Source organism: Levilactobacillus fujinensis (genome assembly GCF_003946335.1).
GTDB classification, from domain to species: domain Bacteria; phylum Bacillota; class Bacilli; order Lactobacillales; family Lactobacillaceae; genus Levilactobacillus; species Levilactobacillus fujinensis.
The window spans coordinates 1-21,138 of the sequence record NZ_RHNX01000017.1 but is presented as its reverse complement, the minus strand read 5'-3'; the positions used below and the strand labels follow the sequence as shown (position 1 = coordinate 21,138).

The 21,138-nt window shown below is 47.6% G+C and carries 16 protein-coding genes; 9 read left to right on the top strand and 7 right to left on the bottom strand.

The window, feature by feature from the left end; all coding sequences use genetic code 11:
* The first annotated feature begins 547 nt into the window (after window positions 1–547).
* Window positions 548–1,015: a flavodoxin gene (locus EKM89_RS07565; protein ID WP_125687251.1), complete on the top strand. Its 468-nt coding sequence runs from the start codon at window positions 548–550 to the stop codon at window positions 1,013–1,015.
* A 107-nt stretch (window positions 1,016–1,122) separates the two neighbouring features.
* Here the strand turns inward: EKM89_RS07565 and EKM89_RS07560 are convergent, their stop codons facing one another.
* The 4 genes from EKM89_RS07560 to EKM89_RS07545 form a co-directional block, all read right to left on the bottom strand.
* A complete protein-coding gene (locus tag EKM89_RS07560; RefSeq protein ID WP_125687250.1) occupies window positions 1,123–3,114 on the bottom strand; it encodes an elongation factor G in 1,992 nt (663 codons plus the stop codon).
* Between the two features lie 16 nt (window positions 3,115–3,130).
* Window positions 3,131–4,681: a hypothetical protein gene (locus EKM89_RS07555; RefSeq protein ID WP_125687247.1), complete on the bottom strand. Its 1,551-nt coding sequence runs from the start codon at window positions 4,679–4,681 to the stop codon at window positions 3,131–3,133.
* Between the two features lie 398 nt (window positions 4,682–5,079).
* Window positions 5,080–6,957, bottom strand: a complete 1,878-nt coding sequence (locus tag EKM89_RS07550) for a hypothetical protein (RefSeq protein WP_125687245.1) — start codon at window positions 6,955–6,957, stop codon at window positions 5,080–5,082.
* A 566-nt stretch (window positions 6,958–7,523) separates the two neighbouring features.
* The gene (locus tag EKM89_RS07545; RefSeq protein WP_125687243.1) at window positions 7,524–8,216 is read right to left on the bottom strand and encodes an EAL domain-containing protein; all 693 of its coding nucleotides are present in this window, start codon (window positions 8,214–8,216) and stop codon (window positions 7,524–7,526) included.
* A 188-nt stretch (window positions 8,217–8,404) separates the two neighbouring features.
* Here EKM89_RS07545 and EKM89_RS07540 point away from each other — a divergent pair, with 188 nt between their 5' ends.
* The 3 genes from EKM89_RS07540 to EKM89_RS07530 all read left to right on the top strand — a co-directional run bounded on the left by EKM89_RS07540 (window position 8,405) and on the right by EKM89_RS07530 (window position 11,180).
* On the top strand, window positions 8,405–9,763 hold the full coding sequence (locus EKM89_RS07540; protein WP_125687241.1) for an FAD-dependent oxidoreductase: 1,359 nt from the start codon (window positions 8,405–8,407) through the stop codon (window positions 9,761–9,763).
* A 650-nt stretch (window positions 9,764–10,413) separates the two neighbouring features.
* Window positions 10,414–10,596 carry a hypothetical protein gene (locus EKM89_RS07535; RefSeq protein ID WP_125687239.1) on the top strand — a complete coding sequence of 61 codons (183 nt, stop codon included), beginning with the start codon at window positions 10,414–10,416 and terminating at the stop codon, window positions 10,594–10,596.
* Window positions 10,596–11,180: a zeta toxin family protein gene (locus EKM89_RS07530; RefSeq protein WP_125687237.1), complete on the top strand. Its 585-nt coding sequence runs from the start codon at window positions 10,596–10,598 to the stop codon at window positions 11,178–11,180. The genes EKM89_RS07535 and EKM89_RS07530 overlap by 1 nt, the downstream gene beginning before the upstream one ends.
* 143 nt (window positions 11,181–11,323) lie before the next feature.
* Here EKM89_RS07530 and EKM89_RS07525 read toward each other — a convergent pair whose 3' ends face one another.
* Together EKM89_RS07525 and EKM89_RS07520 are read right to left on the bottom strand one after the other, a co-directional pair.
* Window positions 11,324–11,767, bottom strand: a complete 444-nt coding sequence (locus EKM89_RS07525; protein WP_164510540.1) for a hypothetical protein — start codon at window positions 11,765–11,767, stop codon at window positions 11,324–11,326.
* A gap of 117 nt (window positions 11,768–11,884) precedes the next feature.
* Window positions 11,885–12,013, bottom strand: a complete 129-nt coding sequence (locus EKM89_RS07520) for a GntR family transcriptional regulator (RefSeq protein ID WP_164510539.1) — start codon at window positions 12,011–12,013, stop codon at window positions 11,885–11,887.
* Between the two features lie 153 nt (window positions 12,014–12,166).
* Here EKM89_RS07520 and EKM89_RS07515 point away from each other — a divergent pair, with 153 nt between their 5' ends.
* The 3 genes from EKM89_RS07515 (at window position 12,167) to EKM89_RS07505 (ending at window position 16,869) form a co-directional block, all read left to right on the top strand.
* On the top strand, window positions 12,167–13,702 hold the full coding sequence (locus tag EKM89_RS07515; RefSeq protein ID WP_125687231.1) for a phytoene desaturase family protein: 1,536 nt from the start codon (window positions 12,167–12,169) through the stop codon (window positions 13,700–13,702).
* Window positions 13,699–14,874, top strand: coding sequence for an iron-sulfur cluster-binding domain-containing protein (locus EKM89_RS07510; RefSeq protein ID WP_125687229.1), 1,176 nt, complete (start codon window positions 13,699–13,701; stop codon window positions 14,872–14,874). Before EKM89_RS07515 ends, EKM89_RS07510 begins: the two co-directional genes overlap by 4 nt.
* A 603-nt stretch (window positions 14,875–15,477) precedes the next feature.
* On the top strand, window positions 15,478–16,869 hold the full coding sequence (locus tag EKM89_RS07505; protein ID WP_125687226.1) for a tyrosine-protein phosphatase: 1,392 nt from the start codon (window positions 15,478–15,480) through the stop codon (window positions 16,867–16,869).
* Between the two features lie 222 nt (window positions 16,870–17,091).
* On the opposite strand, the gene EKM89_RS07500 is transcribed toward EKM89_RS07505, so the two are convergent.
* A complete protein-coding gene (locus EKM89_RS07500) occupies window positions 17,092–18,036 on the bottom strand; it encodes an ADP-ribosylglycohydrolase family protein (protein WP_125687224.1) in 945 nt (314 codons plus the stop codon).
* Between the two features lie 517 nt (window positions 18,037–18,553).
* On the opposite strand from EKM89_RS07500, the gene EKM89_RS07495 reads away from it, so the two are divergent.
* A complete protein-coding gene (locus EKM89_RS07495) occupies window positions 18,554–19,723 on the top strand; it encodes a DUF2075 domain-containing protein (protein ID WP_125687222.1) in 1,170 nt (389 codons plus the stop codon).
* Between the two features lie 343 nt (window positions 19,724–20,066).
* On the top strand, window positions 20,067–21,077 hold the full coding sequence (locus EKM89_RS07490) for an ImmA/IrrE family metallo-endopeptidase (RefSeq protein WP_125687220.1): 1,011 nt from the start codon (window positions 20,067–20,069) through the stop codon (window positions 21,075–21,077).
* Window positions 21,078–21,138 lie beyond the last annotated feature (61 nt).

Here is a 21,138-nt window from a genome sequence, read left to right as displayed (position 1 = left end):
AGCGGTGACAATTTCTACGGTTGCAAGAGTAGAATAAGCATTTTGACTTTCAACCTTCAGCTAGCAGTTTTAAGCGGAGTCAGCTGCCTCTTATCCCACATTTTAGCAATGTAAATTCGGAGATACCAAAAGAGTCTGGGGTTCGTCCTAGACTCTTTTTGCCCGCATAAAATTTTTCCCAGCCCTTAACTATTAGTCGTCAACAGACGGCCAATCCCCTAATCGCCGCGTTTGACTAACTCAGTACTCAGCTACTTAGTTAGTCATTAGGTCTCAAAAAACGGAAATCGTCCGAGTTTTTTTGGCTTATCCGCTGATAATGTTGTACTATGAGAATGAAGCAACGTGGTCTTTGACTGGTGCTAAACCGGCTAATGACGCCACGCCCTCCTGAAATGGCGTGGACTGGTATCAGTGTGGCTTTCTGGATAGCCGTATGCAAAAATGCATCACAGGATTACCTAGTTATGCCGTTACTAGTTACCACTCCTTGCATTTATTGGAACATTTAATTCAACTTAAATGACTTAAGTAAAGGAGACTTTATATGTCAGCACTTATTGTTTATTTTTCAACCACTGGCAATACAGAAACGGTGGCGAAACGGTTAGCCGAAACGACTAATTTTCCGATTGAACGGCTCATCCCAGCAGAACCTTACGCAGACACATTCGAAGAAAAGATGACCCGGTGGCACCAGGAACGCGACAACGACCTACGTCCCGACCTCTCAACGACGGTAGATACTAGCGCATACGACACCATCTACCTTGGTTACCCCATTTGGAGCAACAACCTGCCCGCCGTGTCCCGTACTTTCTTGGACACGCATGATTTGAGTGGCAAGAATATCATCCCCTTTTGCACGAATGGTGGGAGTGGCTTTGGCCAAAGTGTCGACCGTATCCGTAAGCTAGCGCCTGACGCCACAATTCTACCTGGATTTGAAATTTACAACACCTTGATCGACCACAGTTCTAGCCTGGAAACCTGGCTGGAAGCACAGAAAAAGTAACCGCACACGTACAAAAGGAGTCTGGGATTTTTCCCAGGCTCCTTTTTTGTTATTAAATGTTGTCTTTAGCGATTAATAGCTAATAATTAATTATTAAACGAATTCATTTAGTCCTCTGTCTCCGGTCTTAGCGCTGCCAAAGCTTCCGGCGTATACGCGTACTCTACGTGGGCCATCCCTGGCACATCGTCCCATGGCACCGGATAGCCAGCGCCATGCGCACAGAAGACGGAACCTGGCGTATTATCTAGGTCGCCCACGGGATCATAATCCGCGCCCGCTACGACCTCCGCGGCGTTGTGGCATGGCCGGTAGCCATCGACCAGACATTCCAACTGTCCCTGACCATGCGTGTAAGCCTGAACCTCCTGCGAGTAGTCCTGCATCTCGCTAACGGGTGCTGTCCCCGTCAACGTCGTCATCCCCGCTGTAGCCGTCGCTTCGGCCGATGCATCAAAACGACCACTCATCCGCTGAATGTCATTCATAGCCCGCCCAACTTGGTCTTGACCAACCTCTAACCGAAATTGATACCAGGGTTCTAATAATTGGCAGGCATGCTGCCGTTGCAACATCATTAGGCCCTGACGAACTGCCCGCCACGTTGCCTCGCGAAAGTCGCCGCCGACCGAATGGACGATACTGGCACGACCAGTCACCAACGTCATTTTTACGTCGGTCAGTGGTGCGCCCGTCAAAACGCCGAGGTGCTCCTTGGCGCCTAAGTTAGAGAGCACTTGATGTTGCCAGTTCTTCCCCAGAATCTCCAGGGAGCAGTCGGCATCAAACGTTAACCCACTCCCGCGTGGTGCCGGCTGCATCAGCAAATGTACCTCCGCATAATGGCGTAGCGGTTCAAAGTGACCGACACCTTCGATTGGCCGAGAAATGGTCTCCTTGTAGAGAATACTCCCCTCACCAAAGCTGACATCCAGCTGGAAACGATCGTGTAAGATTTGTTGTAAAATTTCCAACTGAACGGCACCCATGATCTGCACCCGGATCTCCTGCAGATGACTGGACCAAGTCACGTGCAACTGTGGATCCTCATCTTCCAGCTCCCGCAAAATACGGAGACAATCATGGCTATCATGGCCCTGCGGATCCAACGTATAGGTCAGGACGGGCTGAATCTCCGGCTTGGGCGCATCCTGCGCGGTACCAAGTCCTTGACCGGCGTGCGTGTCCGTTAAATTCGGAATCGCGCAGACCTCGCCGGCCGTGACTGACTGGCGAATGGTAAACTTCGTCCCGTTGTAGACCCGGAGCTGATTAACCTTTTGTTCGCCTAAGATAACGGCCTTGTTGGCCAGCTGGCCCCCGGTCAACCGCAACCACGTCAGCCGTTCGCCCTTGTCATCGTGGGAGATCTTAAAGACCTTGGCGCCAAAGTCAGTCGCGTATTCAGTCGCTTGCGTCCAATGTTCCAAACCCGCGAGAAAGGCGTCGACCCCCGCCAATTTCAAAGCCGCCCCAAAGTAACAGGGGAATACTTCACGCCGTCGAATCATCTGGCGAACTGCGTCGTCGGTCAATTCACCACTATCCAGATACTGCTCAAGAACCGCATCATTTTGCATGGCAATGTCTTCGGTCGCATCGGCCGGAATGGCGGTGTTTCCATCGGCGTCACCAAATGCGATGCACCCCGCTGAGAAGACGTCTTGCAGCTGGGCTAATACGCCAGCGCGGTCAGCAGTCGGTGCATCCATTTTATTTACAAAGATAAAGGTCGGCACGTGGTAGTGCGCCAGCAAGCGCCAGAGCGTGCGCGTGTACCCTTGAATGCCGTCGGTGGCCGAAACCACCAGGATGGCATAATCCAGGACGCTGAAGACCTGCTCTGTTTGGGAAGCAAAATCCACGTGGCCCGGGGTGTCTAGTAACGTTAAGTCCAGATCACCATGTTGTAGGCTGGCTTGGTGGGAGAAAATCGTGATGCCGCGCTGTTTTTCTAAGTCGTCCGAGTCCAGAAAGGCATCACCATTATCTACCCGTCCCAACTGCCGTACGGCGCCAGCACGGTAAAGTAATGCTTCGGATAACGTCGTCTTCCCCGCATCAACGTGGGCAATAATGCCCGCTACGATTCGTTTCATCGCCAGGATCCCTTTCTTATTTCTTGTGCTTCTTCTTTTTCAATAACTTACGGGCATCTTTCATTGAGATCACATTACCGGTTTCACGCTTGGCTACTTTACCAAAGAAAGCATCCGCGCACGCCTTAGCCTGTTTGGCGTCGAGATCATCGTTAGCAACCAACATCTGCATCACAATAGCAAAAAAGTGCCCGTTTTCCTGATATGCCGCTTGCCCCTCTTTAGACCACGCACCAAACTCTTGCCAACTCTCAGTCGTCCATTGCGCAGGTATTGTTCCATATTGTGCGTAAAAAAGGTCACCAATATCATAAGCGTTAGCAATGCAATCAGTTGCGGTCTTCATCCACGTTGGCAGGTCATAATCTTGACGGGTCAGCCAGAGACGAACGCCGGCCTGAACACCGATTTGATGAACCTTGATTGCCGTTGCTCTCTGCCAACCTGCGGATTTTGGAAGGTGTTGTTGTTTCAAGAAATCCTGGTGTGTATCTGGATCACAGCCCTCGGCAGCCAGTTTGAGCGTTGCGGGGCGTTCTAAGGCCATTTCAGTTTCATCTGCCGATAAATCTAACCCATTTGGTAGTCGATTACCACCCTCATATAGGCTATCCAAACCACCCTGTGCGTTGATTTTATCCATAAACTGCTGCACGGCTTGGGGATCATTTATATCAACATCCTCTGCAGCCATTTGGCGCCAGGTGCGTTTGGCGGTGCCGTAATTATTGGGGTCTTGTGCCCGCTTGATCATATCTGGCGCAGCAGCCGTTATTTGACGTTGATACGTGCTGACTTTATTGCCATTGAGCCACCCCTGCTGACCTACAAAGCCCAATAGCGCACACAACGCTGGTGCAACCAGCGCATACTCTTCTGGTTCCAACGTGACATTGGAGACAAAGTAGCCGGAGAAAACGCCGACGATTGCCTTCTTGCTCCAGGACCTAGGTGTTTTACGATACGTGTTATAGCCTTCTTCAGATAGCGTATCGAGCGCGGTGCGTAGGAAATCTTCGGTGACCCCCTTTGGCCGCTTCTTCCAGTCTGGACTGGCGACATAAGCGCTAATCCACTCAGCCGTGTACCTGCTAATGTCGTCAGCCGTGTATTGCTGCCATTGTGGCAAACCGTCATCATAGTAATCGTCATCAAACGGATCAGTATCAAATAGATCTTCATCAAGTGAATCGTCATCCGGCATGTCAGCAACGATTTCAGCTAAATTACTGGCTAATTGATTGTATTCTTGACGTGTAATATTGGTCTTCCGATTAACCACCATAAATTCAATGAACATTTGAATACTGTCATAGGTCACCCGTAAAGTTTCGCCAGCCTCTGGATCGGAATCTGACGTTGCCGTGTCACCTAACATTGTTAAGGCCTGCTGAACATCCACAATATTCCATTGTGCTAAGGAACTTGAATACATTGTCTGCATCATCATACCGAACTGCTGTACACACATTTCAATATATTCGGCCGGAATATCAGCAATTGATTTATACTGATCTGACGCGCAAAACTGGGGCCATAACGCATCAACTTCGTTTGTTTTTGCCATGACTGACTTCTCCTTTAACGGTTTACAAGTTTTCACTAATCATACCATGAAATGGCTCTCAAACTAAACTGCCCCCTACGCCGACTAACGGAAATTGCCAACCATTTGTCGCACAGACAACCGAGAATGTTTCACATGAAACATTTATGTGTCCTCAAAAATGGCCACCAATTTAATGGTGACCATTTGAAGGCCAAACTATTCACGTTACTCTTGTGACAGTAGCTATCGGCACCCCCTAAATTAGGAGAAGTGATTGCCCCATTCCGGCCTATATCTGCCAGCCGGTACGTCGATGACTGGCCGACGGTGCCTAACTTTAACCGCAGTATCGGTGTTACAACCGTCCATTAGTCGTATTTTAGAATTTTCACTCTTACGTGACCATTTTAAGCCGCCTACGATGGTGCATCCGTAATCGTCCAGGTTAAAACTGTCACGTAATTTCCAGGCACGATACCCGCGTTCGCTAATCTTAATTTCAGTGATGCCCCAGTGCTAGTTCCCAGTGAAGGCACCGGCGCGTCAGCCGTGCTTGAAGCAACTATCTGGGCATCAGTCGACAATGGGAGCAGTCCGTCTCCATCGTCATAGCTCAGCGTCGCTGCCATATCATGACTCCCATCGCTAAATGGCGTTTTTTGCTGCAACGTGATGTTCATCGCCGTTTTATCCCGCCGATTATCCGTAACGGATAGCAGGTCGTCGCCATCAACGACATTTCCCGTGACCTCCCGATTGACGTTATCGTAGGTCAGCGTACCAAAGTCCACATCGTGTGCCGTGGCTTGTAACTGCCCATCCGTGAAGCCTAGGGTAATATCGTCGCCGCTAAAGGTATCCAGCATCGTATTACTGCTGTCATAGCCTTGAAACTCAACTTTAGTTATCGCAGTCATATTCTCCGTTTCCATGGAATCAAATTGGAATGAAAAAGTGTGGCTCTTCTGATCCCCAAAATTAAGTCCACTGGCAACAATGTAGGACTCGCCATCGATTGACGCCGGATAATAGCTGTGGTTTTTACCATCTATTGTAAGTATCGTATTATTAATATTTGAAGGCACTTTCAATAAAAAATCGGCATCATTCAGATTAGAATTGACGTTATTTTCCGTCACAGTCCCTGAAATTTTAACCGTGTCACCATTTATGATATTCGTAACGGCGGTGGCCGTATTGCCAGAATTATCCGTCAAATTCTCCACACTAGTCTTAACTGTCACGTTAGGGGTCCGGTTGATCGTGACGTTTAGCGTTGCCTTGTTCGTCGTTATTGTCTTGGCCGTTGTTCCAGTTCCCATTGTCAGGACCGCATAATAGGTTGCCTTGTCGTCAGACGCGGTCGTCACCGGTGTCGTGTAGCTGCGATCAGTGCCGCTTGCCACGACCGTATCATTTCCAGATGAATCGACCTTGTGCCAGACGATGGCACTTGGGTCTCCATTAAAGTCCCCTTGAATGTCAAAGGTGGCCGTCTTCCCCTCGTCAGTAGTCTGGTCATTCAATCCGCCACCAATAGTGATTTTGGTACTGCCAATAACAGTCGAACCATCATCATTAGTCATGGTCCCCGTGATCGTCACAGTACCTGATTTACCACTGGTATTTGCCGTAACGACCCCCGTCGTACTGTCGACGCTAGCCAAATCCGTATTATCACTCCCCCACGTCACGTGACCCGTCGCATCAGCAGGTGTTGGCGTAGCGTCGACGGTGGTGGTCATGGCTGTGGACTGATTATTGTATAGATAGTCACTGGCAGCCGTCACATCCAGCTTCGTTGCTGGGATAGGTGCAGCAACAGCGGTTACGGCGGCAACCCGCGAATAATAAGTCGTCGCTCCCAATATCGGTGGCATCAGGCCCGAGTAGTATTGGAAACTCTGTTGATAGTAGGTCGTTCCAAGCGTCGTCGGTGTGACTGTTAAATTAGCCGTAATGCCGGTAGTCACCTTCGCCCAAGTGGCGCCTTTGTCAGCTGAACTATACCATTGAAAATGATCACTCGCCAATAAATTAATGGCATCAAGTACCGAATGCCCGGTTGCCGTTGTCAGCGTTGTCGCCTTATTGATAACAACGTATTGATCCTCCGGCTGCAAGCTAAACCCGGTATTCATGTACACACCCATGACACTAGTGGCACTGGCACTCGGTGTCCCCTTCCCAGGAACGGTGGTCGTAGTTGCGGCATGTGCCACCTGGAGCCCACCCAGCCCCAACACCACTACCTCTAAAATTGCTATAAAAAGCACACGCCATTTTTTGTTCATCGTCCAACCCTTCCTTCCCACAGGTTGCTAAACCCACTGATTACGTTCAGGTGATCATCCGTTGCCTGCCTCCAAGAACTTGGTGGGTGCTCCAAATCGTTCATTCAAAGGCTCTATTAATGTTGATTTTATTTTATACTGTAATTATTATAATGACTATAGAGCCACTTATTTGCGTCTATGCCGTACTATAAAGCCTATTAAATTAGCATCTATAGAGACTTATCCGTATTAGAATTCCTTGTTTTATTAAAGGTTACATTTTCCAATACCTGTCTATTTATATTATACTTACATTTTCGTCCGAATACCATTGCAAATGTAAATTATATTTACTAACTACTACTTATGTCATCATTAAACCCATTGTTAGAGGATTAACACCTGTTAACTAATCGGTTATAACAAAGGATGGTCAACGCAATTATTCACGTCGACCATCTAATTATTAATGATCCTTATCATTTTTAACCCGACAAAAAATCCGACAGCTGTCTCCAGTGTCGGAATGTTTTATCTCTATGCAATTCTCACGACGCGGCTACTCATACGCTGTGTCTCTTACACTATGCCGAATAGGTATCCTCTGGTAACCGGAGCAACTGGGGCCGACTGAAATAGTAGCCCTGCTTGAGTCTGATACCAAGACGCTTGCTTAAGCGATTGTCATCCTGATCTTCAATTCCCTCTAAGACCATCCGTAAGCCATATTCTGCACTGATAGCGCGCCAAAAACGAATTTTCTGCTGGATGTTAGGGTCCTTGAACTGCTGGTTAAAGTTCTGTAGCGCAAACTTGATTTCGGAAGCCAATGGCAAAAGCTCTTCAATTTCCCAAAAATAATTATCCCCAGTGCCGACATCGTCGAGTGATAGCTCCATACCGCGATCCAAAAAGGACTGCAATTGAGGGATCAGATCGTGGGTCTGATACTCCTGCGGGCCGTCATCTTCAGTCAATTCGACCACTAATTTTGTCGGGTACAATTGTTCTTGACTCTTAATGATGGCGTTGGCGATCGGCGTCGTCATCAGCTGTTCCCGGCTGACGTTGACCGAACAATAACGCACCTTTAGCGACAAAACACGGGTCGTTTCAACGAGTAAGTCGGCTGTGATCTGCGGGTCAATATCCACAAATGATTTTGGCAGCCGCCACCCTTCCGGCGTTAATTGCTTCATTAAAAGTTCGTAGCCAAAAACCGTCTTCGTGGCGGTATCAATCTGTGGCTGAACAAAGAATCGATAAACTGGTGTCAATAAGCGTTCCTCCTTAACTATTTATCCATAACTAACTTTGAGCGTAGTACACTATACTAGGTTAATTAATGACAGAAAGAAATGCTCAATTTTACAAAAGTGACCCCCTAAACTGTTTGACCCGCGTTGTCTTTGCCAATTATATGTTATACTAAGTTAACTAATAGCGGAAAGAAATGATTAATCCTATGAAAGCTGTCGTTATTGGCTGCACCCATGCGGGGATTGCCGCCGTCAAAGAAATATTGACCTATTACCCCGAAGCAGACATTACTGTCTATGAGCGTCAGTCTGAAATTTCATATCTATCTTGCGCTTCTTATTTACAACTTGAAGGTACAATTCCAACCATTGAAGACGCCCGTTACGCTGATCCCGAGGACTTCGTGAAACAGGGCGTGAACATGCAAGTCAACCATGATGTTGTTCGGGTTGACGCCAAGGCCCACACGCTGCTAGTTCAGGATTTATTGACGAAAAAGCTGACGACCACGACCTATGATAAATTAATTATGGCCACTGGCTCGATTACCGCGATTCCAGCCATCCCAGGGATTGAAAACGCCAAGGTCCAACTGTGCAAGACGTATGACCAAGCCCATGATTTATGCGATTACGCGACGGATTCCAAACGTATCGCCATTATTGGTGGGGGATATGTTGGGGTTGAGCTGGCCTCAGGCTATGCGACCTCGGGACACGAGGTGCTCCTGATTCAACGGCCAAGCCATTTGTTAAATGCGTACGTTGAACCCTTGGTGGCTGAAAAAGTGGCTGCTGTGTTGCAGGATCGCGGCGTTCACGTGTTGACCAATACGCAGGTGACGGCCTTTAAGGACGCCTCAAATGGCAAGCTCTTAATCAACACGGAACATGGTCAGGATTATGAAGTGGATATGGCGGCCATCAGTGCCGGCATGATTCCCCAAACTGACCTGTTGGAGGGCCAAGTCAAGATGGCCAAGAATGGTGCTCTATTGACGGACGACTACATGCAGACATCTGACCCGGATATTTTAGCGGCTGGTGATGCCGCCATGTGTCACTACAATCCAACAGGTGAAAACGCTTACGCACCGCTAGTTTCGCACGCAATTCGGCAAGGTGCTCTAGCCGGCATCAATTCCTTTGAGCGTCGCTTGCGGACGATTGGCACGCAGATTACGACTGGCATGATGATCTTTGACTATACGGTTGCCTGCACCGGCATGACCTTAGCGGCGGCTAAAGCGGCCCGACTCAATGCGGCCAGCGCGGTCTACCAAGGTCCCTACCGCCCAGAGTTCATGCCAGATGCCTACCCCGTCACGGTAGAAGTAATTTATGACCGCAATACCCGAAAGATTTTAGGCGCCCAGTTGATGTGCGAGCATGACGTCTCCCAGGCGGCCAATACGGTCTCCGCTTTGATTCAAAACAACGGCACGATCGATCAGCTGGCCTTCCTAGACATGCTGTTCTCGCCAAACTTTAACGACACCTATAACTACCTAAACTTGGCCGGTCAATTGGCTGTGAGCCAGGAGAAAGGGTATTTGCGAACTTAACTGATGCTGCTTTAATAGACTTTTTGAGGTGAATTTCCAGCTTATGAAAAATTGGGGATTCACTTTTATTGCGTCCAATCTGAAAATTAAAATGTTCGCATTACTCTCGCGACGGTACGGATTATCACCGCCAAATTAGTGAAAAAAATCTCCCCTTCGACTACCAGTGTTCCACTTAATGTGGGGAGCACCTCCAGCCAAAGAACGGCTTCCGGCTCAAATTGTACACGTCCATTTAAAAACGCTGAACTCCAAATGGATACTCGAGTTTAGGCCTAAATCAATGGCGTTTCTATAGGCATAACCGCATGCTGCCTCAGGATAACCACGTAAAATATGGGATCAGGTGCGTCGTTCTACTAAGGTAGTGGGGGAGTTTCCCCATTACCTTAGTAGAAAACCAAGCTTGGCTACTCGGTACTATCGAGATTTCAAGTTGTATTCGTCCCGTTTCAGCCCATATCTGCCGGCCGGTAAGCCGATGGCTGGACAATGCTACCTAATTTCAGCCACAATATTGTTGCTACAACAGGCATAGTAGGTGTGGTTTGACACCCCTCTTTGAATCTTAAACAAACAGGCATTACGCGTCACGCATTCGATAAAATACGCTATAATTAGCCTATCAACATAGGAAGTTGGTGATTCTATTGTCTAAAGAAGATATTTCTAGTGTTTTGTCCACTGCAAAAAAGCTTGATATGACAGCTCTTTTAAATGGTGTTACTTATGAAAAAGACCCTTCAAAACAAGCTGTCTATTTGGCACTCTATAACTATCGGCTTGCCGAGCGACAAAAGAAAACTATCGCTCAAAAGGAGTTTATCCGCTAATGGATCGTCCGACGTTTATTGTCATTGCTGGCGTAAATGGCGCTGGTAAAACTACATTATATACAGATAATCACGAGTTGTTCGCCAACACACATCGCATCAATGCGGATGAAATTCTTCAAAACCAAAATGGCGATTGGCACAATAACACTGACAATTTGCGTTCCATGCGTGAGGAGCTGAGGGAAATACATGATGCTTTAGCGCAGGGCACTAGTATTCACATGGAAACAACCCTAGCAGGAAATGGTTACGCCTTAAAAAAGATAATTACTGAAGCACATGCGAACAACTACGAAGTAAGCTTGCTATACGTTACTGTCTCTTCCCCCCAAGTTGCGATTCAACGGGTTAAATCTCGAGTTGCTAAAGGTGGTCACGGTATTCCCGAAGACTTAATTCTGAAACGTTACCAACAATCCCTGGCCAATCTGCCGACATTTTCTAAACTTGTCGACAACGTTAAGCTCTATCTCAACAATCAAACTTTCCAACTGGTCTACCTCAGACAAAATCAAATTGTGTCACTAGACCACCTTGTATTGGCACCCTGGTTGCCACAAGCTCAGACATTATTACCGTAATAGCCAACTACAAATTCAAGTAAAACGCCAGTCATCACCTCTAAAATGAGAATGATGACTGGCGTTTTACTATTCTATTCCTAATAGCTGTGTCATGACCCCTGATTAACTTTGACCTAAATTCATAGCTAGCACGCTGCAATTTAATCCGGTAATAAACTTGTCAAACAGAAATCAATCAGCTTATCATTCAACTGCCGTGTAGTATCCCGTTCACCAACTAACAATACCGCCAACATAGCATCCATTTGGTGAATTAGCGCCGTGCCATAGCCGCTCTGTAACAGCCAGTGACCAAGTGTCAGATAGATCGACTGAAAATGGAGGATGAGTAGCGGTGTGACCGCATTGCCTGATGCGATAGCAATCTGATGGTAAAAGTCAAAAATCTTCTGGGATTGCTCAGCAACCGTATCTGCCGTCTTGACACTTGCCAAAGCACGTCTGACTGCGGACAACTTTTCGGAATCATCGCAATGCATAATCATATCGCTCTCAAATAGCCGACGCGTCGCAAAAATCGAACAGAGGAGTGACGGCCGATAGGTTCCCCCATTAAAGTTGATGATCACATTCAGCGTTTCCAAATTTCCATTCTCATTATAATTGGCAATGAAGTTTCCCTGACGCGGCTTGACCGTAACAAATCCTAAACGAGATAGCTCCTGTAATCCTCGGTTGACGCTGGCTCGGCCAATTTGAAGTTACTGAGCCAAATTACGCTCATTTGGTAGGCGTTCGCCAATAGCTAGCTGACCGGTTAAAATAGCCTGCTCAAATTGGGCGACCATCTGTGCCGTTTCATTAGTGATTTTAATCGGTTGGAATTGCATACTTGACCTCCTGGTTCTGGTTGGGCCACAGACCACAACCACAATTGTCACCATATTTCAGTATACGCCTCGTGAAACCGTTTACAACCGTGGGTATCCCCGTAATAATAGACTTGTTAATCGGTTAGGTTTCACAAAAAGGAGGTCATTCTAGTGTCAGAACAATACGATGTAATCGTGATTGGCGCGGGTAATGGCGGGTTGGTCGCTGCTGCCACAGCGGCAAAGCTCGGTCAAAAAGTGCTTTTACTTGAACGCCACAACTTGCCTGGTGGGGCAGCCACTAGCTTTGTGCGGGGTCGCTTTGAATTTGAACCCTCACTTCACGAATTAGCCAGCTATGGTCCAGCAGGCCAGCCTGGTGGCATCCGCCACCTATTTGACTGGTTGAATCTGGATGTGCAGTTAGATCCAGTGCCCGACGCCTATCGGATCATTAATACCGGTAAGGACGGCTTTGATGTCCGCATGCCGACAGGGATTCCGGCGTTTATCCAAGCGTTGAACGCTGCTGCTCCCGGTAGCGAAGACGCGGTCAAAAAATTCTTTGCCCTAGCAACTGAAAGCACCGCGATTTTTCAGGAACTCTTCAATGATCCGACAAAATCAACGCCGGAAACTCTGGCTAAAGATCATCCCCAATTCGTTCAGTACGGCCACAAGCCCTACCAAGAAGTTTTGAACGCGCTTGGCTTATCGACTAAGGCTCAGGAAATTTTGATGGCTTATTGGTGCTACATCGGCATTCCGGGCGACGAATTTGAGTTTGCCTACTTTGCGTCCATGGTCGTTTCCTACGTCGCGCTCTCAGCGTACGTTCCGCGGCACCGCTCCCATGAAATTTCGAGTGCCCTCATCAAGTCCCTGCAAGATAACGGTGGCGAAGCCTGGTTCAACACGGAAGCTACACAACTGATCGTAAAGAACAAGGCCGTCGTGGGCGTCAAGACCGCCCATCAAACCCTCTACGCCAAACAGGTCATTGCCGACTTGCATCCCAATACCGTTTACAGTCACCTCCTGCAGCCAGACGAGGTTCCCCAAAGTGAGCTAAAGAAGGTAAATGCTCGAAAACTCGGGACCAGTGGCTTCTTGGTCTACCTGGGGATGAACAAATCGGCCGAAGAACTGGGTATCACCGACTACAGCACCTTCATCGATCACACTTGGGATTCCCGGCAACAGTATCAGGACATGCAGCACCTGACCGACAATGACTTTATGATTATGAATTGCTTAAACATTGCCGAACCCGCGTGCTCGCCAAAAGGAACCAGCATTTTATATGCGACCCAGTTATTCGACGGCCCCAGCTGGAACGATGTCACGCCAGCAGATTATCCGCAACTGAAGGATCAGCTGACCGAACGCATTGTTGCTAAATATGAAGCGGCGACGGGCATTAAGATTCGTGACGCGATTGAAGAAATTGAAGTGGCGACTCCGGCAACCTTTGCCCGCTACCTTCGCGGTCCACAGGGGGAAATCTACGGTTACTATGGCCAGCCATGGGATCAAATGATGGCCCGGGCGTTGAGTCTAAAGGACGAAGATGAGCCCATCCCCAATCTACATTTCTGCGGTGGCACGGGTTTCTTGATGGATGGCTATAGTTCTGCTTACCAATCCGGCTATCTCGCAGCAAAAATGACAACCAGTAACCTTAATCAGGAGGCGACAGTACAATGACAAATCCTTTAACTGACTTACTCAACGAACGTCAGGCCCACTTCAAGGCGGGCGCAACGACGCCGTTGCCAAAACATTATCCAATTAACGACTTAGCAGCTAAATTACATCCAGAAACCCAATACTTACGTATCACCAAGGTCGTTGATCACGGTCCGAACGCAAAAAGCTTCTACCTGAAACCCAATCCGAACAGGGGGACGCAACATTTGGCCTACTTCAAGGCTGGCCAGTACTTGTCCGTGCGCTTCGCGATTGGTAACAGTCGTGTGACCCGAGCGTACGCACTCCGGTCGACGCCACAAGATGCCCACAACGATTGCTACATCCTAACAATCAAATTGGTCCCAGAAGGTTTCGTGACACCCTACATCTTCGACCACTGGCAGGTCGGCACAACGGTTGAGAGTTCAGGACCAATGGGAACATTGACCTATAACCAATTCCGCGACCAATCCCACGTTTTAGGAATCGCTGGTGGCAGTGGCATTACCCCGTTTCTCGCTCTAGCGGGCGCTATCGTTGACGGGACCGAGAGTTTTGATTTGACGATTCTCTATGGCAGTCGACGACACGACAATATTCTACTGGGGACTGAGCTGGCGCAACTTGCCAAGCAAAGTGACCATATAAAAGTGGTAAACGTGCTGAGTGACGAGCACTATCCAGGATATGAACATGGCCTGATTACGCTAGATTTAATGCAGCAATATGCTGACTTAAATCATACGTCAATCTTCGTTTGTGGACCAAACGCTCTGAATGCATACGTCACGCAGCAGGTATCTCCGCTACACTTGCCGGGTGGTCGCCTCCGCCAGGAACTCAGTGGTCAGGTCCCCCAACCCCAAGAAACCGCCAAGATACCGGCAACGGTCACCATCACCGTCAAAATTCAAGACACGCAACAGACGGTTACGGCCAATACGCGCGAACCCCTCCTCGTCTCCTTAGAACGCGCAGGAATCGTTGTGCCATCGGCGTGCCGGAGTGGCGAATGCGGCTGGTGCCGCGCGCGCGTTATCTCAGGTCGCGTGAATACGCCTAAAGCCGTCGACTATCGCCGCACTGCCGATCAAAAATTCGGTTACATTCATCTATGTGCCGCCTTCCCGGAATCCGACATGACAATTGAAGTCCCGGTTCATGATTTGGCTGACCAGTTTGGTTAATATGATGTCCTAGAATTTATCTTGGCGACTTTCAGGCGAGCTGGAAGCGTTCCCCGCAGCAAGCGGAATCCCTGGCAGCCGGAGTGCGGCTGTTTTCCACTATTTTAGCGGTGATAACCTCTACTGTCGCAAGAGTAGGGTGAACATTTTGGTTTTCAACCTTTGCTTCAAATAATTTAGAAAGTAGTAGCCCACAACGTTATCATTAGTGGCTACTATTTTTGGTTTAGATTAACTCTTCTAAGTATGCCTTCTAGTGAGAAAATTGACACAAAGACTCGGTTCAGTCGGCCAAACCCGACTTGGCTTATGTCACCACTGAATGTTTCATGTGAAACACGCTTAGGTTGCCTTTTGAACTGAATCCAAATGACCATTCTGATCACCATCTTTCTATCCACCTTGTACATCTGCACACTATCATGATTCTCTTGAAATAGTTTGAGGACGGTTCCTAGCGCCTTAATCATACGAATCCGGTTTCAAAATAAAATAAATAAATTATTTACACAAGTCATACCCGCTGGCCATCAAATCCTTACGTCCGTCCGCTATTCTTAAACCAGTAGTCAAAATACGCGTACCGCTTACTGGAGGATTTCGATGACTCATCATCTAAAACGTACTTTAAGTCTCAGCTTGCTAACCATGACACTACTCGGTATGGGAACGCCGGTCGTCACCAGTCTAGCCGCAACCGTGCCGACTGCCCAACTGGCAGCTAACGGCGTCAATTCAGGCGATCCGGATTTAGCGCCCCTGATGAACGGTGAGCAGATGCCAGCAACCATGGCAACCCCTACCGTACCAGCAACCGGGCAACCAGGTTCACGCCTTGCGCTATCAAAAGATAAAAAGGGTTACAATGCGAATACCCGTGATTTAGGTGGTTATCTGACTCAAGATAAAACTAAGATGATCAAACCTGGCACCTTGTTTCGTTCAGCACAGTTAACAAAACTCAGTCCCGCGGATGTGCTTAAACTTAAGGCCTATAAATTTGGGTTACTTATCGATTTACGCACGGCAGAAGCTCATCTCACAAAAGTCGATGCAAATATTGGTCAAACCCGTTCCAAAGACGACTCTATTTATTCACAAGCTGATGATGATAACTTTTCTGGTGTTGAACACTACAATCGTGCAAATGGGGGCTCAATCGCCTTTAGTGCAACGGCACTAAGCGGCTACCACGCCTTCCTAACTGACTTATTGTCCGCACAAGGTCCCGTCCTCTATCACTGTAAACATGGTAATGATCGAACTGGAATCGCAACGGTCATTTTAATGTCGATCTTAGGCATGCGTAATCAAGACATCATCAGTGACTACTTGATGTCCAATAACTACGTTGACAAACAGGTCGACTATGCTTGGCTTAAAACTTACTTTAGTCAGATCGATGAGAAGTTTGGCAGTATGAAAAACTACATCGCTAGCAAAGACGGTCTCAACTTCGATTCAACTCAGCAATCCGCTCTGAAGGCGAAATACTTAGTCTCTTCTGGGATGACCAAGCCAACCGAAAAGCCTTCAACCCCTAACGTTGTGAATCCCGCACAACCAAAGCCAGTTACGCCTAAGCCACAGATTCCAGCCACCCCTTCAAAACCTGAAGTCGCCACCAAGCCAACGCTTCAACCGGTAGCAACCAATCAGCAGCCTGATACAACCGCCACCCAACCTAAACCGCAAAAATCTCGGCGGACTAAAGTAAAAATCGTCTCCGTCAAAAAACTCAAACACGCTAAGTTTGTTCACTTGAAGGCTCATCGCGCTTACTTCTTCGATCTTCACCTGAAGCACAAAGTCGGCAAAACTGGTAAAACCGGTCTGCATCCAAAGGCCAAGTGGAAAATACTTAAACAAGCCAAAATCAGTGTCAACGGTAAAATCAAAACCTATGTCGCCGTTCAAAGTCCCCATGGTAAGACCCGTTGGACACAACTAAAGGACGTTACATTGCTTAAACCCACTACACACCATACCCATTAATCAAATTCAAAATTTAAAAATGGTCTCTCTAACTTGAGAAAAACTCAAGACAGAGAGACCATTTACATTTACCTAGTCCGCAATCAGTTCAACCTGGTTATCCTGACACCAGTCGTTAGCAATGCGCTGATAGGCAACCGTGCGGAAATCATACCATTCTTGTGTCAGGCCAAATCTATCCGTCAATTCACGGAAATACTGATTGCCATCAATTTCAAAACATTACGATACTTCAGCGAATTTATCTGCAAATGCCGAAAATTTCTGATCTAACAACTCTGAATTTAATGTTTGCCGCCACCACTCGGCGTCAACCGGCACAGTGGGCTGTTCAGCACTCACTAGGGAAGCCGCTACCGTCGCAATGGTATCCGTATCGCCACCAAAGTTAACCGCTTTTAAAATCACTTTTTTAGGCGTCTTTTGCGTCAAGGCTAACCAGACCGCCGCCGTTAAAGTATCCACGACATATCCGGATGTTCGAATCGCCTCTGCTGGCAGCTGACTGAAATCGGTAGCAAATAGTGCCCGATAATATGGCAATTCCGCAGCGTACGCCGTTCCTTTTAAAAACACGGTCAAAGCAGGTCCTGCCGTCACTAGCGCTTGTCCCAAATGTTGCCCATTAAGTATGCGATGCAGTAACTCAAGAAGAATAAAGCTCCCCACCACAGAACGCGCGTGTCGATGTGTCAACACCGTATAGTCATGCGTCAATTCAAAGCGGCGGGCTAGCCTCGATTCGTGCTGGAGCATAACCGCCAAGGGCGCAATGCGCATCAACGCACCATTCCCATTGGCTTCTGGTGAGGCGTCCCCACATGCTAGCGGCGTCACTTGATTGACCGCATAATTGCGAACTGCATGGGCACACGTCCGACCAACACCAAATATCTCTCCCCGAGGTGTATTCGTCCCATACCGCATATAGCTCTCAAGCCGTTGCATCATGTCGTCATAATCTCCGCCACTGGTCAGATTTTCCAGTAAACAAAGCGTCATCGACGTATCGTCTGACCAACTTCCAGCCGGTTGCTGCCAAAAACCACTCGCTTGCATCGCTGTAATCTCTGGGTAGGAACCACGCTTTCTCATTTCAGCGGGAACGCCGAGTGCATCAGCAACGGCCGCCCAACGAAGAAGATTCATAATTTCTTGACGTTTCATGACTACTCCCAACCTTTCACAATTAGCCTAAAGATACTGTCTCATAATTAGTCATGCTACTCATAAACCATACCCCACCACTCTTTCGTTAGCAATAGTGTCAGCAGTCTTCAAAACAACTACTGTGACTGTTAGAACAGCGATACTGGGCGAAAATTAGGCGACGTCGTCCAGTCATCGCCTTACCGGCCGGTAGATATAGGCTGGAACGGTGCAAACGACGTGCCTGATTCCATATCTACCACCACCCCACTTGGCTTATAGTTCAGTCTCCTGAAATCGACGTTGATCATGCCTATAGAAACGCTATTGACTGATGTTGACTCTAGCGTCTATCTAGGCTTTAACGTTTGAAATCAACGGACACAATCTCAGCCGGAGTGTGATCCCTTCACCCCACAACTTTCAATAATTTCCAGCACCCCCGCATTTACCTGCTATAATGAACAGTAGCTTTTTCCACAGACGACTTTCTCGCCGCTAACGCTAAAACAATGATTGCATAAGGAGTTCCAGAATGAATAAAATTTTAAAAGCACAATTTTTCGTCGACGACCTTGCTGACGATCAAAAAAACGTTATCACGAACATCAATAGCTACATCAAGCAGGGCCTGACCGGTGATACATCTTCCGTTGCCATTATCCAAGGTGCCGCGGGAACCGGTAAATCGGTCGTTTTGATGGAGCTGGTTCGCCAGTACATGACCGATCATCGCTACAAGACCTCTCTAGTCGTCAACCATCCCGAACTGTATAAGGCTTACCAAGACCTCGCTGAGTCAATTCCAAATATGAAGGTTAATGACATTCGCCGGCCAACTTCTTTGATTAACTACGCGCAGAAGAACAACAAGAAGTACGACATCATTTTTGTCGACGAAGCGCACTTGCTCTACTCCAAGTCGGAACCCTACGCGCACTATCGCGGCCAAAATCAGCTGACCGATTTGATGAATTTAGCTAAAGTGGTCGTGGTCGTCTATGACTTCGAACAAGTCTTCCAGTCCAAGATGTACTGGGACAAGGACCTGCTTTTCAAGACAATCGGAGCACACCCCCATAAGTCGTTTGACATGAACTTCCAGTACCGAATGGTCGCGAGTGACGAACAAGTGGCCTGGATGGACGATTTGAGCGCCGAAAAACCGCTGAAACCTTTCCCAGATAACAGCGATTTCGAGTTTAAAATGTTCGATACCGCTGGCGAGCTCTTCGAAAACATCAAGAAACGCAACAAGGAATACGGCATGAGCCGCGTTGTTGCCACCTCTGGTTTTCCCCGGATCGATGGCCGCCACAACGTCGAAATGGACAGCTTCAATCTGCCTTGGGACGAGTGGGACCCGCAACGAACACACTGGGCAAAGCGTGAAGGTTCTATCACACAGGTCGGCACCATTTACACGCTTCAAGGCTTCGACCTGAACTATGTGGGGATGATTATCGGTCCTTCGTTTGGCTATGATCCGCAGACCGACACCATGACCATTATTCCCGAAAAGTATTCGCATAAGGAAATCTTCAAGAAGCGCAAGGACATGCAATTCACCCGTGACGAATATAAGGTGTTCATCGCCAACGTCCTCAACGTGTTAATGAAGCGCGGCAAGTATGGTCTCTACCTGACCGCATATGACGATGCCCTCCGGAAACGCCTACTCGAACTGGCTGAAACTGGAAAATAACAGATTAAAGCAGCCGTAACGGTCGACTATTCCCATTTGGTGGTCGACCGTTACGGCTTTTTACTATGACTTGTTCTCCGCCACCATGTGATAGAAAATAGGCGTAAATTAGAAGGCCTTTCCATACCACGCATCACGCTGCGGGTGCCATAACTACCCGTCCGCCGACTGTTGGAACGCCAGTATTTCTATTCCAGCCGGTCCTTAACCCGACGCTCATTGTCTCCACTAGTCGGCAAACAATCCGTGTGCCCTTCCAAATTTCACAATCCCCAATCCTTAACTTTGCGGCTCAATCTGGACTCAGGTATAATGACTGTAAAACAGAAAGGAGGCTTACAAAATGGGAGTTACGCGAATACGTGTCAAGCATAGCTTAATTCAATGGGCTTTTTCCACTACTGATCTCAGTGAAGAAACTAAAAAGAAAGTTACAGCAACATCTAAATGGCTCCAACCCGATTCTTCTGTATATCTTCAGCCTACTGCCAAACAGCTTGGCTTATTTGCCACCAGGTTGCATATCCCATTTGGTAGCCTTCTTTTAGAACTGCCACCGAAACCGGATGATATCCGATTGGCCTTTCGTACGCAAAAAAATGCACCTGCGCAGGTCAGCTTAACTGTCCGTGATATTATTTATGAAATGAAGCGTAAGCAAGCCTGGTTTAAAGAAGAGAGTGGCACTGCCACAAATAAATTATCTTTAATCGGCAGCGCCAAGGGTTTCGATAATGCTGAAACCGCAAATGTAATCGCTAATTTTCTCACTTTACATCACTTTCAAAGTCCAAGGGAACTATTTAATAATTTGAGAAGTCAACTAGCTCAGATTGGTATTTTAAACATGCAAAAGGGAAATGCCGGTTTGGGCACCAACCGACCTTTGAACATAAAGGAACTACGTGCTTTCGTTTTACTTGACGATTATGCTCCGCTCATCTTTATTAACCAGAAGGATACGTACACTGCCCGCATTTTTTCACTGGTTCACGAATTTATTCACATACTCCATGGATCCGATGAATTACTGCGTGACGGAGATAACAATCTCACAGAAGAACGTCATATCAATCAAATTACGGCCGCTTTTTTAATGCCTGAATCAGCCTTCAGGACTTTGTTTGCCACGAATGACCTGATTAAGGTTGCCCACTATTTCAATACGAGCCCCGAAACAACCCTTATTCGTGCCAAAGAAATCGGACTTATTACTAATACCGCTAGTGTAGAACTGCCGGCGTCCCCAACTTCTCTAACTAAAAAATCTGGCGGAAATCCTTATAACAATGCACTTAGCCTAAATGATAGCCGTTATATGAACGCACTTATATCTGCACAAAAAACTCTCTGAGGGTGTCGCTTCGCTCTGCCCTCGTAACCATATGGTGAAATGAACCGCCTTTCCCGGTATA